Source organism: Bacteroides fragilis (assembly GCF_019583405.1).
GTDB lineage: Bacteria > Bacteroidota > Bacteroidia > Bacteroidales > Bacteroidaceae > Bacteroides > Bacteroides fragilis_B.
Map to the genome: position 1 here is coordinate 447,659 of NZ_SZUU01000004.1, position 15,651 is coordinate 463,309.

Below are 15,651 nucleotides of genomic sequence, written 5' to 3' on the forward strand. Positions count from 1 at the left end.
TTGATGTCTATTGGTGACTTATTTTTGAGGCAGAAGTTTCAAGTACTCTCCATATCCTTCTTCTTTCATTTTCTCTTTTGGAATGAAGCGTAAGGATGCACTGTTGATGCAATAACGTAATCCTCCTTTCTCTTTAGGTCCATCCGTGAAGACGTGTCCTAAATGTGCATCTCCCGTTTTACTCCGTACTTCTGTGCGTATCATTCCGTATGATGTATCCATCTTCTCTTTTATCACTTCTTTTTCTATCGGTTTGGTGAAACTGGGCCAACCACAACCCGAATCAAACTTATCTGTTGATACAAAAAGAGGCTCACCGGTAGTGATGTCTACATAGATGCCATCTCGTTTTTCATTCCAGTATTCGTTATGAAAAGCTGGTTCGGTTGCATTCTTTTGTGTGACAGCATACTGCTCGGTCGTCAATTTACTACGAAGTGTGGCATCATCCGGTTTTTTGTAATTTGTCTGGGGCTGCTCAGCCTGTGCATTTGCTTTTTTTGCCAACTCGAATAGTGCAGGGTTAATATGGCAGTATCCTCCGGGATTCTTATCCAGGTAATCCTGATGATATTCCTCGGCTTTGTAAAAATTGGATAAGGGTTTCACTTCTATGACTATAGGTTTGGAATACTCTTTAGCCAATTCGTCGATGGCTGTCCGGATAGTCGGCAAGTCAGCTTCATCAGTATAATAAATACCGGTACGATATTGCGAACCTTTGTCATTTCCCTGTCGATTCAGGCTTGTAGGATCTATTGTCTTAAAAAAGAGGTCGATCAATAGTTTTAGGGGAACTTCTTGTGGATTATACTCCACCTTAACGGTTTCTGCAAAATTGGTCTTTCCTGTACATACCTGTTGGTAAGTCGGGTTAGCTATGTTTCCATTGGCATATCCGACCTGGGTTGATTTTACTCCCCTAATCTGTTTCAGGAAATGGTCCGTTCCCCAAAAACAACCGCCTGCAAAATATATTTCACTCAGATTCTTCATATTTTTTTTCTCCTGTTTTTGTTGATAAATCCATTGTACGCCTTGTGCATGGCTGGTGTAAATGATACCGGCCAATAGCACGACAAATATAGTAAACTTCTTATTCATAATTTTCAGTCTCTTTTATAAATAACAAACGAAGATCGTTTTCGGATTATTAAGAACTGTTGTATCCTGCAATGAAGTGGTTAAAAAGAGATTATCTTTTGATCTTTTGGAGGATTGTGCTTATTTTTGGCATAAACATTTCCTTGCTTTGCAGTAGAAATCAAGTTTAGTATGGCAAAACAACAATTCAATAAACTAATCTGGCTGGTGGATACTATCTTCCGGAATGCTCCTGTGACATTTGCCGAAATCAATCGTCGTTGGAGAGCGGGAGATGATAATCGTTCTGACATACCTTTGCGGACTTTTCATAACCATCGACAGGCCATTGAAGAAATGTTCGACATTAACATTGAATGTGATAAACGGAACAACACCTATTATATAGCAGACGCCGAAGGAATGTTGGGTGATAAGTTGAAGATGTGGTTACTGAATAGTTTTTCGTTGAACAATGTATTGCAGGAAAATGTGGATATGAAGAACCGGATTGTATTTGAGGAAGTACCTTCAGGGGTGCAACTCATGGATATTGTTATTGATGCTATGCGTAGCGGCCATGTGCTTGCTATGGAATATCAGGCGTACAACTGGGAGCATTCCAAAGATGTGCTGCTTGAACCTTATTTCCTGAAATTGTTTCGTCATCGCTGGTATTTGATAGGAATAAACCGGGAATATAAAGCTTTCCGTTCTTATTCACTCGATCGGGTCAAGAAAGTCGCTCTTTCGGGAGAGACGTTCAATTTTCCACGTAAATTTACTCCTCAGGATCATTTTAGGGATAGTTTTGGTATTATCCGTGACGAAAATCTGGTTCCTCAGCGTACAGTACTCAGAACTACCATTTTGCAGGCTCCATACTTGAGAAATCTTCCTTTGCATTTTAGCCAAAAGGAGATTGCCGTTACAGAGAGCTATGTCGATTTTGAACTTTATATTTCGCATACTTATGATTTTATTCAGGAGTTATTATCCAAAGGAGCGGCAGTAGAGGTGCTGGAACCTCAGTCGCTGCGGGATAAAATAAAAGCCGAGATACAAAACATGCAAACTCTTTACCGCTTATGAATGCAAATGTTCTCGAAAAATTGAAGATACTGGCAGAGTCGGCCAAGTACGATGTTTCCTGTGCCTCAAGTGGCACGGTGCGTGCCAACAAGCCCGGTACATTGGGTAATACAGTGGGTGGATGGGGAATTTGCCATAGTTTTGCGGAAGACGGACGTTGTATTTCGTTACTGAAGGTGATGCTTACCAATTATTGTATATACGATTGTGCCTATTGTATTAATCGGAGAAGTAATGATTTGCCCAGAGCTACGTTATCTGTGTCCGAACTGGTAGATTTGACGATTGAGTTTTATCGTCGAAATTACATTGAGGGGTTGTTTTTGAGTTCCGGTGTGGTGCGAAACCCCGATTATACAATGGAGCGTTTGGTACGTGTGGCGAAAGATTTGCGTGAAGTGCATCGCTTTAACGGGTACATTCATTTGAAAAGTATTCCGGGAGCCAGCCGGGAATTGGTGAACGAAGCCGGTCGTTATGCCGATCGGCTTAGCGTGAACGTGGAGATTCCCAAAGAAGAGAACTTGAAACTGCTGGCTCCCGAAAAAGATCATAAAAGTGTATTTGCACCGATGCTTTATATTCAACAGGGCGTACTGGAAAGTAGTGAAGAACGAAAAAAGTTCCGGTATGCGCCCCGCTTTGCTCCTGCGGGGCAGAGTACACAGATGATTGTCGGTGCTACGGCTGAAAGTGACAAGGATATTCTCTTTCTTTCTTCCGCTCTTTACCAGCGTCCCACGATGAAGCGTGTCTATTATTCCGGTTACGTATCAGTAAATACATACGATACTCGTTTACCTGCACTTAAACAGCCTCCTTTGGTGCGTGAGAATCGTCTTTATCAGGCAGATTGGCTGATGAGGTTCTATCAGTTCAAAGTCAATGAGATTGTTGATGACACCTATCCTGATCTTGATCTGGAAATAGATCCCAAGTTATCGTGGGCATTACGTCATCCCGAGCAGTTTCCTGTCGATATCAACAAGGCGGATTATGAAATGATACTCCGTGTTCCGGGGATTGGGGTAAAGTCGGCAAAATTAATTATAGCTTCCCGTCGTTATTCGAAGTTGGGATATTATCAACTTAAAAAAATAGGTGTGGTTATGAAAAAAGCACAATATTTTATTACTTGCAGCGAATTACCCATGCGGACTGTAAATGAAATGACGCCACAGACCGTACGTAGCTTGTTGCTGCCTAAATCTGCTAAGAAAAAGGCGGATGAAAATCAGTTGTCATTCGTTTTTAACGATTGAGATTGTTATGATTCTTTTTATTTACGATAAAACGCTTGATGGTTTGCTGACAGCAGTATTCGATGCTTATAATCGCAAGACCTTTCCCGATGTTTTACTCTCGGAAGGAGACGCTTTGCCTCTCTTCTTTGATGAAATTTTTACAGTTGTTACTGATGACGAAAAGGCAGGACGTGTCTGGCGAGGATTACAGAAGAAAATATCGGCATCGGCTCTTTCGGCCATTACCTGGTGTTGGCTTTCAGAGTTACCGGAGGTAGGCATGCTTCTGTTCCAATACATCCGAAAAGCCATTGACTCTCCTGTCTCCATTGAAACTAATTTCGGTGATCCGGACGTTCTTGCCCTTTCCAAAATATGGAAGCGGGTAGATTGGGAACGTTTGCGCATGTTACAATTCGTACGTTTCCAAAAAGCGGTGGATGGTACTTTTTTTGCTGCTTTCGAACCTCAGCACAATGCTTTACCATTGACGATAGGTCACTTTAAAGATCGTTTTGCCGATCAACGGTGGCTGATTTATGACATGAAACGTCGATATGGATTTTATTATGACTTGTATACGGTAGAGGAGGTGACATTTGATGATGATACCCAAGCGGCACACCTGATTACCGGCATGCTGGACGAAAGTTTGATGGATAAAGATGAAAAACTTTTCCAGCAACTCTGGAAGACTTATTTTAAATCTATCACAATCAAAGAAAGACTGAATCCACGCAAACATAAACAGGACATGCCGGTACGTTATTGGAAATACATCACTGAAAAACAGCAGTAATTTACTCAATTCGTTCTACAGTCACTTCGGGAAATTCTTGTATTAAAGATAGTAAATGTCCTTCGTCATTGTTCCGTTTGGATTTGATGACCATTGTTACCTGATAGGTTTCTATGCCTCCATGCTTCTGTGTATCCATCTGATACGACACTATGAGGTAATCTTTAGAGTTAAAACGGTCGGCTACTCCTTTTAGCACTTGTTTGTTGTCGGTCGAAAAGGTTATCATTGAACTTTTCATCCCTATGCTTTTGAATAGATAACTTAATACTTCAAGACCAATCAGGGTCAGTACCATGGCAGCAATACCTATGACGTACATGCCTGCCCCTACTGCCAGACCAATTCCTGCTGTTGCCCAGATTCCTGCTGCTGTGGTCAGTCCCCTGACTATCTGTTTTTGAAAGATAATTGTTCCGGCACCGATAAATCCGATACCGCTGACTACCTGTGCTGCTACACGGCTCGGATCAAGTGTAACGCTATCCTCTTTTATTATTTCCTGAAAGCCGTATTGGGAAACAATCATAATCAGTGCACTACCCAATGACACCAGAAAGTGGGTGCGATAGCCGGCTTCTTTAGCACGGTATTCTCTGTCCAGGCCAATGATGGCACCCAAGATTCCGGCGACTAATAGTCTTAATACAAAGTCAAGGTTCAACATCATACTTAAATTTCCTTTCTATACTTTATTTCAATTGTTTATTCATCACCTAAAGATACAATTGTTTTTTAGAAATAACGTATATTCGCAGTCAAAAGATTATTTCTATCGGAAAAACTGACATCATAAAGCAGGTAAAGTGCACAAGGTTTTTGTAGATTGATAAACAACAATCGATTTTTGTGTTCTTAGTATATCCTGTGATAGATAAAGCTCAAAAGAGACATTATGAATAAAAGGGTTTTCTATGCGATTTGTTTTGTCGTCATACTGGCGGTTGAAATTATAATTGGTATATATGTTCGCGATAGCTTTGTACGTCCTTATATGGGTGACGCATTGGTTGTCGTGTTGATTTATTGCTTTGTACGGATTTTTATTCCGAAAGGACTGCTGAGATTGCCTTTCTATGTGCTTTCTTTTGCTTGTTTTATAGAGATACTTCAGTATTTTCAGTTGGTGGATGTGTTGGGAATATCGAATCATATAATCCGTATAATTATAGGTTCCACTTTCGATTTGAAAGATATAATCAGTTATGTCGTTGGGTATGTATTTATTCTGATAGCAGAACATTTTTTGGATAAGAAAAGAAAATGATACATATATTTCTGCATGTTTTGTAAATTCTTTAAATTAAAGGAGCCTCTTTTATAAATAAATATGTAATTTTGCCACGTGTTATTGTTTGAATGTGAATTAATTAATCTCGTTTATTATGAGTCAAGAGAATCCTTCTTCACAATTGGATGTGGAATTTATTTATTTACCTGTTATCAATTATTCCATGCAGCAAAATCGGATACCTGTCATCCGGTTGCTTTCTATTAAAAATAATACAGAACGTCCGCTTACGGATTTAAAGGTATCTCTGACTCTGGAACCTGAATTTGCATCAGTCTCACCGGTAATGGTAGAAAAATTAGCTTCCGGTGAGATTATCAAAATAACCGGATTACATCTGACGTTGGATCCTTCTTTTTTTATTCAGCAAACCGAACGTCTGTCCGGTAGTATCGTTCTGGTAGTCTCTAATGGGGCGGACGAATTTTTTCGGGAGAAATATCCTATTGATATCTTGGCTTTTGATCAATGGGGAGGCATTCAGGTGTTGCCCGAACTTTTGTCTGCATTTGTGGTTCCCAATCACCCTATACTCACAGGAATCATTTTACGGGCATCATCTATATTGAAAGAGTGGTCTGGTAATTCTTCATTAGATGCTTATCAGAGTTGTAATCCCAATCGGATAAAGTTACAGTTGGCTGCTTTGTACGAGTCCATTAAAGAACAGCATATTGCTTACTGTACGCCTCCGCCCAGTTTTGGTGATGCCGGTCAGCGAGTCAGGCTTTCGGACAATGTGCTTTCCGGTAAGTTAGCGACTTGTCTGGATATGTCGCTGTTGTATGCTTCATGTGTCGAAGCCATGGGGCTGCATCCGTTACTAGTGATCATTAAGGGACATGCTTTTGTAGGGTGCTGGCTAATTGACGTAACATTTCCTGATGCGGTAAATGATGACCCTTCGTTGTTGACCAAACGAACGGCAGACGGTATCAACGAAGTTATTCTGTTAGAAGCTACTTGTATGAACGATGGAAACAATGTGACTTTTGATACTGCGGTCGGGTTGGCTAATGACAAAATGTTAGCAGTGAATGATTTTACTTGTTTTATAGATGTTGCTCGCAGCCGTTTTGTTCATATTCTACCTTTACCTCAACGGGTTATGCATGGGAAAGCATGGACTGCGAGTCCAGATGTGGCTCAGGTTCCTGAAGGTGGGTTGCACATTAGCTCCGCTTGTGCGCCGGAAGAGATTAAGCAATACGATTTGGATAATCAGGATTGTAATGTGGAATTTACCAAACAACTTTTATGGGAACGCAAGCTACTTGATCTGAGTCTACGTAATAATTTTCTAAACTTGCGTATTACCCGTAATGCTCTTCAAGTGATTTCTGTGGACATAGATAAGATGGAAGATGCCTTCTCGGACGGAATGGAATTTCAGATTTTAGGTAAACCCGCTGACTGGGATAATCCATTGTACGACTTCGGGCTTTATGGCGGTTTGACGGAGTCTGATCCGATGACCGGTCTGATTAAGCAGGAGTTGACTCAAAAAAGGTTGAGAACTTATCTTACCGAACAGGATCTGAAGAAATCGCTTACTTATTTATATCGTTCTTCCAGGATAGCACTGGAAGAAAACGGTGCGAATACTTTATACCTTGCCTTGGGGCTGCTGAGGTGGTATGAAACCGAACATAGTGAGCGTCCTCGCTATGCTCCAATATTGTTGCTGCCCGTTGAGATGATTCGTAAGTCGGTGTCCAAAGGATATATTATCCGTGCCCGTGAAGAAGAGACTATGCTTAACATCACTTTATTAGAGATGTTGAGACAAAATTTTGGCATCACTATCTCTGGGCTCGATTCATTGCCGAAAGATGAAAATGGGGCCGATGTGAAACGTATTTTCTCAATCTTTCGGAAAGCGGTGATGAACGAAAAACGCTGGGACATAGAAGAACAGGCGATTCTGGGTACTTTTTCATTCAGTAAGTTCATCATGTGGAATGATATTCATTCAAATGCTGAAGAGTTGAGTAAAAATAAGATTGTCGGCAGTTTAATAAGTGGCAAAATGGAATGGGAGGTTGCAGAGGTTGATGCCAATGCCATAGAACTGGATCGTACTTTAACACCTGCTGATATCGCCTTGCCTGTCAGTGCCGATTCCTCGCAGCTCGAGGCGGTTTATGAAGCCGTGAATGAGAAAAGTTTTATTTTACATGGACCTCCGGGAACCGGTAAGTCGCAAACTATTACGAATATTATAGCAAATGCACTGTATCAGGGCAAACGAGTATTGTTCGTGGCTGAAAAAATGGCTGCACTCTCCGTTGTTCAGAAAAGGCTTACGAATATAGGCTTAGCCCCATTTTGCTTGGAATTGCATTCTAATAAAGCACGAAAAACAGATGTACTGGGTCAGTTGAAAGAGTCAACTGAAATCTTTCGTTATAAGGAGCCGGAAGAGTTTAAGGAAGAGGCGGAAAGGCTGTTTAAAATGCGTCAACAGATTAATAGATATGTAGAGGCATTACACTGGATATATCCTTGTGGTATATCTGTCTACGAGGCCATCACTCGTTATAGTTCCATTGACGAAACAGAAGAAATAATGATACCTGCTTCTTTGCTTGCTTCGTTGACTAAAGAACAACTTAACGAATGGAATCATGCTGTGGAAGAGTTGATCGGAGTTGGAAAAGTGAGTGGACATTCCCATAATCATCCCCTCACAGGAATTAATATAATGGAGTATTCTTCTCAACTGAAAGAAGAAGCGGATAAACTTTTAAAGGACTATATGATTCTGTTGCAGGAGATGCAAGGGAAGATGAACAAATGCTTTTTTAATTATGGAATAGAGAATAAATGTACGGAGAAACTATTGGATAACTTCATTCTGTTCATTCAAACCTTGATGCAACTTCCCGGCATGACCGGTAATTTGATATTGTTAACCGATCTTGATGAGAATGTTGATAAGATACGGCGGATCATTGAGCATGGACGAAAAAGAGATGAGCTCTGTGGTTTGTTAAAACAAACATTTGAAGACACTTTTCTCACTTTTCCGGCACAGCAAAAACTTGAGGAATGGAAAGAAATCACACAAAGTTGGTTTCTTCCTCGTTTGTTGAAGCAACGAAGTTTTTGTAAGGAGCTGTCTCTCTTTTCGTCTCAGGGCCGTGTCGGCAAAAAACATGTTCTTCCCGCTTTGCAACAATTGCTCTTTTATCAGCAGCAAAAACAGGAAGTAGATAACAATAGTCGTTGGTTTCAGGACTTATTTGGAAATAAAGCCCATCCCGGTGAGGAACGATGGGACGATATAGAAGTGATGAGTGAAGCTATACTCCAGTTAAACAGGCTTCTGATGGGAGTAGTAGATGATACTGTGTCCGTACGGCGAGTTAAGGAGAAGTTGGCGGAACAACTCTCTGAGGGTTATTCCTTGTTCCGGCAAATGAACCGGGAGTTGTTGGAAGGTTTGGTGCATGATTGGGGGTGCATAAAGCAATTGGAAAAATCGATGTTACAATTGTTGGGTGTTTCCACAGAAGTGCTTCATACTGGTGAAGACGACTGGTTGGCAGGAGCGTTACGACAATGTGGGATTTGGGTGAAAAACACAGAGAAATTGAAAGATTGGTATCGTTGGTTGAATGTATCCCGTCGGTTCGAAGCGTGTGGCCTGAACTCTGTATTTGCAGCATATACAGAACGTAATCTGCCTACTGAACGGATGATGAATATTTATCTGAAAGGATTTTATCGTAGTTTTACTGAATATGCTATTGGAAAGGAGCAGGTACTGCAGTTTTTTAACGGGGAGCTATTTAATGATAGTATCCGGCGTTTTCGTGAATTGAACACGCGGTATCAAGAATTGATAAAAAAAGAACTTTATACGAAACTGGCTTCTAACATCCCATCGTTTGTACTTGCAGCTGCTCAAAGTTCCGAAGTAGGGATTTTGCAGAAGTGTATTCGCAGTAACGGACGTGGAATGTCTATTCGTAAGTTATTTGACTCGATTTCCAATCTGCTATCACGCATGTGTCCGTGTATGCTGATGAGTCCTATGTCAGTAGCACAGTATATCGATGTAAACCATGATAAATTTGATTTGGTTGTATTTGATGAGGCTTCACAGATGCCCACTTGCGAAGCTGTAGGTGCCATTGCCCGTGGAAATCATGTAGTTGTTGTAGGCGATCCGAAACAAATGCCTCCGACCAATTTCTTTACCAGTAATTCAGTTGATGAAGAACACATAGAGATAGAAGATCTGGAGAGTATCTTGGATGATTGTTTGGCTCTATCCATGCCTTCTAAGTATTTGTTGTGGCACTATCGAAGTAAACATGAAAGTTTGATTGCTTTCAGTAACTCTCAGTATTATGATAATAAGTTGCTGACTTTTCCGTCTCCGGATGATCTGGCTGCTAAAGTTACTTTAGTACCCATTGAGGGTTATTACGATAAGGGTAAAAGTCGTCAGAATCAAGCTGAAGCACAGGCGGTAGTAGATGAAATTGTTCGCAGACTTTCCGATCCGGAATTGAGAAATCAGAGTATTGGTGTTGTAACCTTTAGCTCCGTACAGCAGACTTTGATAGAAGATATGTTATCAGATGCCGTTTTGCAGGATGCGGATTTAGAGAATCTTGCTTTCAATCGTGAAGAGCCTGTTTTTATTAAGAATTTGGAGAATGTGCAAGGAGATGAACGGGACGTTATTCTTTTTTCTGTAGGCTATGGTCCGGATGTTAACGGAAGGGTAAGTCTCAATTTCGGGCCGTTGAACAGGGATGGTGGTGAACGTCGTTTGAATGTAGCGGTGTCGCGTGCCCGATACGAGATGAAGGTCTTTTCTACGTTAAGAGCCGATCAGATTGATCTGAAAAAGACATCCTCTATAGGAGTGGCAGGTTTGAAATATTTCCTCGAATATGCCGGTAAGGGTACCGGAGTTTTGAATCATTCTTACGCAACTGCATCCGAAGATTCCGAAATAAGCACACTCATTGCTACGGCACTTCGGGAGAAAGGGCATCAGGTAAAAACCAGAATCGGATGTTCCGGATTCAGAGTAGATGTAGGTATTATCGATCCCGATGATCCCTCTCGTTATCTGCTCGGAGTCTTGTGTGACGGAGAGAATTATCGAACTGCGAAGACAGCTCGTGATAGGGAGATTGTACAAGGTAGTGTGCTGAAAATGTTGGGATGGAACATTTGTAAAGTATGGACTATGGATTGGTGGGAAGATTCGCAGAAAGTTATTGATTATATAGAGGAGAAGCTGAAGAGTGCCCAGTGTGGTAGATTGGGACTTCCCGCTCAGGTAACTGCTTTGGCTCCGGTATCGGGTGAAGTGCAGAAAGCAGGATTACTATGTAGCGCACAACGTTGTTTAGTGAAGTCTGTGAAACCGGAGATTTATGAAAAGACTCCTTTAAGCTCTGTAAATCTGTCCGCTTGGGAATTGATGATGCCACGTCGGGAGTCCCGCATCATAAAACAATTGGAAGAGGTCATGTGTACGGAAGCTCCGATTAGCCGTTCATTACTAATTAACAGAATCTTTGACGCTTATGGCGTTCTTCGGAAGACAGCCCGTTTGATTGTTTGGATGGATAGTATATTGGATAAGACTCCTTATTACAAGCAGGATATTGATGGATTGATTTTCTACTGGAATACCAAAGAAGATGCAGAGTCATATACCGGATTCCGTGTGGATTCCAAGCGTGAGGCTGTAGATTTACCTCCTCGCGAGGTGGCCAATGCGGTTCGAAGTATATTGGAACAACAGGTTGCTTTACCTTTAGCCGATCTGATGAGGGTAACTGCCCGGTTACTGGGATTTTCTCGTTTCGGACTGAATGTGGAAACTGCTATGCGCAGGGGAGTGCAAATTCTGTTGGACGGAGAAGAGGTAAAGATCGAAGGGGATAAGATACTTATGAAATAGTCTGGTTATTTGTCGAATTTTCTTGTCGGTGAGTTTTATAGTTATTCAATTTATGTCCGCAGTATTTACAATAAGTTGCATTTTCTTCGTGGCCCGTTTTGTGACAGTTAGGACATTGTAAGTCTTTTAACTTCTTATATTCTTTCATCATGGATACAGAGACTATGCCTGTAGGAACAGCGATGATAGTATAACCGATCAGCATCACGCAAGCAGAAAGAAATTTGCCGAGGGCAGTGGCAGGAGTGATATCTCCATAGCCTACGGTAGTCATAGTGACGATGGCCCAGTATATGCTGTTGGGAATATTATTAAATTGTGTATTAGGTTGAGTTCCTTCAATCATATACATCAGAGTACCGATAGCAATGACGAGGATGACAACGAAGAGAAAAAAGACAGCGATTTTTTTGCTGCTTTCGCGGAGGGAAGTGAGCAGGCGTTCACCTTCAAGCCAGAAATTGAAAAGCTTGAATATTCGGAATACCCGGATAATCCGGAAAGCACGGATAATCAGCAGATAGCGTGCGCCGGGTAAGAAGAAGGCAAGGTAGAGCGGCAATGTTGCCAGAAGGTCGATGATACCGAAAAAGCTGAAGATATATCTCCGTGGCTGGGGCGAGCAATAGATGCGGGTGATATATTCAAATGTGAAGAAGCCTGTAAAAAGATATTCAAGCACGATGAAGGGAGTGGAAAGCCAGGAAGGCAGACCTTGCAGGCTTTCGATTATGGCAAGTAGGATACTCAGCAGAATACATATGATAAGGGTTACGTCGAATGCTTTCCCTGCGGGTGTATCGGATTCGAAGATAATGACATACAGCTTATGCTTTAGCGGCTGATTGTGCAAAAAACGATGGAGCCAAGAATCACGTTTCAATGTGCCAATATATTAATATACCAATGTACTCGTTTGATTAACCATTAGTCAATCACCCATTTCTGTTCGTGAGGAACTGTTTTACGAGGATCATAATTCATGCCCTCTTGCGTGGGTATATGTAAAACGTATTTCTTCCCGGTTTTGTTTTTTAGTGATGAACCGCGAAGCCAAGGGTTGGCATCGCGAAGTTGTGCATAGGTGATGCCTTGTTTCTGTGCAAAGTCGCTCAAGTCGCTTATCTCTGTATATACCGCCACTTCTTTGTAAGGAATGGCAGGGTAGAGATGTTCCCGTTTCAGTAGAAAACCGAAACGTTGTGGATTGCCGAATACTTCTTTGGCAGCCAGTAGGCGGAACATATAGCGTGAGGTTTCCTCGGTAAGCCAGAGGTCCATGGCATGATCGGCCAATTGTTTGTCGAGTTGGGAGGAGATACGCCCTTGTCCGGCATTGTAAGAAGCGGAGACAGCCATCCAATCCCCATATTTGGCATAAGCTTGTTTGAAATAGCGGCAGGCGGCATTGGTAGCTTTCTCAATGTGATAGCGTTCGTCTACATTTTCGTTTACTTCAAGCCCGAATTCGCGGGCAGTAGCGGGCATAAATTGCCATAAACCGGCAGCACCGGCCGGAGAACGTGCTATCGGATTGAGACTACTTTCTATTACCATCAAATATTTGAAATCGTCTGGGATGCCGTTGGCTTTCAGCAATGGTTCGATGACAGGAAAGTAGCGGTTAGCTCGTTTAATCATCTGCATAGTACTGGAGTGCATGTAAGTGAAGGACATCAGTTCACGGTCCATACGTTCCCGGCGGTCGTAACGATGCAGGTCGATTGTGTCACCATCAAATACGGCCAGTTCGGGAACAGTGGGAGGGGTGACGCAATAAGGGACTTCGGACTGTACGGAGTGTTGTTCGTTGATACAAGTGCTGCTTACGAGAAAAGGGATGCTGATGCCGATACCTAAAGTAAGTGTAGTAGTGAGAATATAGTTAATAGATATATGTTTCATGACAATTCTTTTGTTAATTAGTGGGGTAAAGATAAACAAAAGGATTAAACCCAGGAAGATGTTCATACGTTAATTATATGTAACGGATGTCGACTGTAGTGGTACCTATACTTGTTTTTGTTGTCGTTTCCATAGTATAAGATATCAATTTATGTTGGTTGTTTTCTAATATTGGCAGGAGATAATCTGCATGATTTTTTTTATGATCGTCTTTCACTTGGAAAGTACCGGTTCTTTACCGAACCTTTTCTTTTCCCAATTGTTGTATTTTAACAAACATCTTTCGGAGATGTACTATGCAATTAAATAGACTATCGGCTTATAAGATAGATTTAGCTATAAAAACGACTCAGGACCATCTAAGTATACATAATCATTATAGAATGACGAAAAAACATCGTAAAGAGAGCCTTGATGCCCTTTTCAGGGAAAAGGTATTGCTGGAAATGCTGAAAATTGCAGGAGTTGGTATGTGGACATACAGTACCGAAACGGGAAAATTGCGTTATATCGGATTTGCCGATACCATTCATCGGCATGATGAATTACAGTATGTCGATCCGTTGGATTATCTGAAATTGATGAACAGTGAAGATGCGCAAACTGTTACTCGGTTCATGGCTGATATTCATGCCGGGCGTCCTCCTCAGGAGGGAATACGGTATAAGATTCATGGTAACGGAGAAGACTTTTATCTTGAAAATCATGTTGTAACTTGTCAACCATTGGGTAATGGATTTTACTATCTGAAAGGATACGTTAAGAATATTACTGCACAGGTGATGGAGGGCAACCGTCTGCATATCGAAAAGGAGCGTGTCGAACAGGCAGACCGTTTGCGCGCAGCCTTTTTTGCTCATGTCAGTAAAGAACTCCGGAAACCCCTCAATACTATGGAGGAGCTTGCGTCGCAAATGGTACGTGCTGAGAGCCTTGAGGAACGGGAAGACTGTTTTCGTCGGATGCAGGAGAATAAACGGATGGCGATGAAAATAGCAGATGCCCTACATACGGTGTCACAACTTCCGGTCAGCACATATGAACCTTATCATTCGCCTATGCGGCTCTGTCTGATATATCGTGATTTGTTGATGGAGAACAGTTGTGGTACCCATAATAAAGAAGATGGAGAACAGGAGGAGAATGCAAATTTCATGTCATTACTCTTTTCATAATCAAAGGCTAATATTTCCGTTGTCAATATCAATCTATAAACGTACCTTTGCAAAGTTAAAAAGAAAGAGACATGCAGCAAATAAAAGTGATCGCATTCGACGCAGACGATACGTTATGGGACAATCAGGTGTTTTACGACAAGATTGAGAGTGAATTTTGCCGGTTGCTTGGCGAATACGGAACAGCAGAAGAGATTTCATCCCGCCTGTTTGGCATAGAGATGGAGAATATGGAAATCTATAAATATGGAGCTAAGCCGTTCACGCTCTCTATGATAGAAACTGCCGTAAAGATTAGTCGTAACCGCGTGTCGGCAGAAGTTATCGGACGCATTGTAGAGATGGGAAAAGAACTGTTAGAGATGCCTATCCGTCTGCTCAGCGGAGTGCCGGAAGCACTTGAGACTCTGAAGGATGATTATAAACTGGTTGTAGCGACCAAAGGTGACTTGCTGGATCAGGAACGAAAACTACGCCGTTCGGGGATTGCGCATTATTTCGATCATACGGAGATTATGACAGACAAAGCGCCGCAGGATTATCAGCGACTGATCTCTTCACTGGATGTTGCTCCGCAATCTTTTTTGATGGTTGGCAACTCGCTGAAATCAGATGTGCTTCCGGTGTTATCGTTGGGCGGGCATGCTATCCATGTGCCGGCTGAGGCAATGTGGAAACATGAGGAGATCTCCGAAACGGAACAGGAATATTTGATGATCCGTTCGTTGGCGGAATTACCGGAGGTGCTGAGGGGATGAACTTCCCCCTCAATGCGAAACCATCTTCAGCCCGATTATTGAACTGATCAGCATCACTATAAAGAAGAGCCTCCAAAAACTGGCGGGTTCCCTGAACACAAGGATACCTACGAGCACCGTGCCCACAGCGCCTATCCCTGTCCATACGGCATAAGCTGTGCCGATAGGTAGATTCTGGGTGGCTTTCACCAGTAGTAGCATGCTGATCAGGGTCGAGATCAGAAATCCGGTGAACCACAGGTACATTTCCGTTCCAGTTGTTTCTTTCACTTTCCCCATACAGAAAGTGAACAGTACCTCAAAGCATCCGGCAATCGTTAGGATAATCCAATTCATATCGTTTATTTTTGATGGCAAAGATCGCTAATA

General features: G+C 41.9%; 12 protein-coding genes. 7 read left to right on the forward strand and 5 right to left on the reverse strand.

All coding sequences use genetic code 11. From position 1 onward, the window contains the following. Positions 1-18: 18 nt before the first annotated feature. Entirely contained in the window at positions 19-1,104 is a 1,086-nt protein-coding gene (gene msrB, locus FDF36_RS12000) for a peptide-methionine (R)-S-oxide reductase MsrB (protein WP_220391471.1), read from the reverse strand. A 171-nt stretch (positions 1,105-1,275) separates the two neighbouring features. Between msrB and FDF36_RS12005 the strand changes: the two genes are divergently transcribed. Genes FDF36_RS12005 through FDF36_RS12015 form a run of 3 tightly spaced genes read left to right on the forward strand, consistent with a single transcriptional unit; the run spans position 1,276 to position 4,218 of the window. Then, complete coding sequence (locus FDF36_RS12005; RefSeq protein WP_220391472.1) at positions 1,276-2,175, forward strand: helix-turn-helix transcriptional regulator; 900 nt, start codon at positions 1,276-1,278, stop codon at positions 2,173-2,175. Next, on the forward strand, positions 2,172-3,437 hold the full coding sequence (locus tag FDF36_RS12010) for a putative DNA modification/repair radical SAM protein (RefSeq protein ID WP_220391473.1): 1,266 nt from the start codon (positions 2,172-2,174) through the stop codon (positions 3,435-3,437). The genes FDF36_RS12005 and FDF36_RS12010 overlap by 4 nt, the downstream gene beginning before the upstream one ends. Positions 3,438-3,444: 7 nt before the next feature. Continuing rightward, positions 3,445-4,218 carry a TIGR03915 family putative DNA repair protein gene (locus FDF36_RS12015; RefSeq protein WP_220391474.1) on the forward strand — a complete coding sequence of 258 codons (774 nt, stop codon included), beginning with the start codon at positions 3,445-3,447 and terminating at the stop codon, positions 4,216-4,218. A 1-nt stretch (position 4,219) separates the two neighbouring features. On the opposite strand, the gene FDF36_RS12020 is transcribed toward FDF36_RS12015, so the two are convergent. Then, positions 4,220-4,888, reverse strand: coding sequence for an MgtC/SapB family protein (locus tag FDF36_RS12020; protein WP_220391475.1), 669 nt, complete (start codon positions 4,886-4,888; stop codon positions 4,220-4,222). A 225-nt stretch (positions 4,889-5,113) separates the two neighbouring features. On the opposite strand from FDF36_RS12020, the gene FDF36_RS12025 reads away from it, so the two are divergent. Together FDF36_RS12025 and FDF36_RS12030 are read left to right on the forward strand one after the other, a co-directional pair. Continuing rightward, the gene (locus tag FDF36_RS12025) at positions 5,114-5,485 is read left to right on the forward strand and encodes a ribosomal maturation YjgA family protein (RefSeq protein ID WP_220391476.1); all 372 of its coding nucleotides are present in this window, start codon (positions 5,114-5,116) and stop codon (positions 5,483-5,485) included. 118 nt (positions 5,486-5,603) lie between these two features. Then, a complete protein-coding gene (locus FDF36_RS12030) occupies positions 5,604-11,444 on the forward strand; it encodes a DUF4011 domain-containing protein (RefSeq protein ID WP_220391477.1) in 5,841 nt (1,946 codons plus the stop codon). Here the strand turns inward: FDF36_RS12030 and FDF36_RS12035 are convergent. Further along, on the reverse strand, positions 11,434-12,327 hold the full coding sequence (locus FDF36_RS12035) for an ion transporter (protein ID WP_220391478.1): 894 nt from the start codon (positions 12,325-12,327) through the stop codon (positions 11,434-11,436). The genes FDF36_RS12030 and FDF36_RS12035 overlap by 11 nt on opposite strands. A 44-nt stretch (positions 12,328-12,371) precedes the next feature. Further along, entirely contained in the window at positions 12,372-13,349 is a 978-nt protein-coding gene (locus FDF36_RS12040) for a lytic transglycosylase domain-containing protein (protein WP_220391479.1), read from the reverse strand. A gap of 383 nt (positions 13,350-13,732) precedes the next feature. Between FDF36_RS12040 and FDF36_RS12045 the strand changes: the two genes are divergently transcribed. Then, positions 13,733-14,524, forward strand: a complete 792-nt coding sequence (locus FDF36_RS12045; RefSeq protein ID WP_220391480.1) for a histidine kinase — start codon at positions 13,733-13,735, stop codon at positions 14,522-14,524. Positions 14,525-14,595: 71 nt separating this feature from the next. Continuing rightward, positions 14,596-15,282: an HAD family hydrolase gene (locus FDF36_RS12050; protein ID WP_220391481.1), complete on the forward strand. Its 687-nt coding sequence runs from the start codon at positions 14,596-14,598 to the stop codon at positions 15,280-15,282. Positions 15,283-15,291: 9 nt separating this feature from the next. Here the strand turns inward: FDF36_RS12050 and FDF36_RS12055 are convergent, their stop codons facing one another. Further along, positions 15,292-15,618 carry a DMT family transporter gene (locus FDF36_RS12055; RefSeq protein ID WP_220391482.1) on the reverse strand — a complete coding sequence of 109 codons (327 nt, stop codon included), beginning with the start codon at positions 15,616-15,618 and terminating at the stop codon, positions 15,292-15,294. Positions 15,619-15,651: the final 33 nt, after the last annotated feature.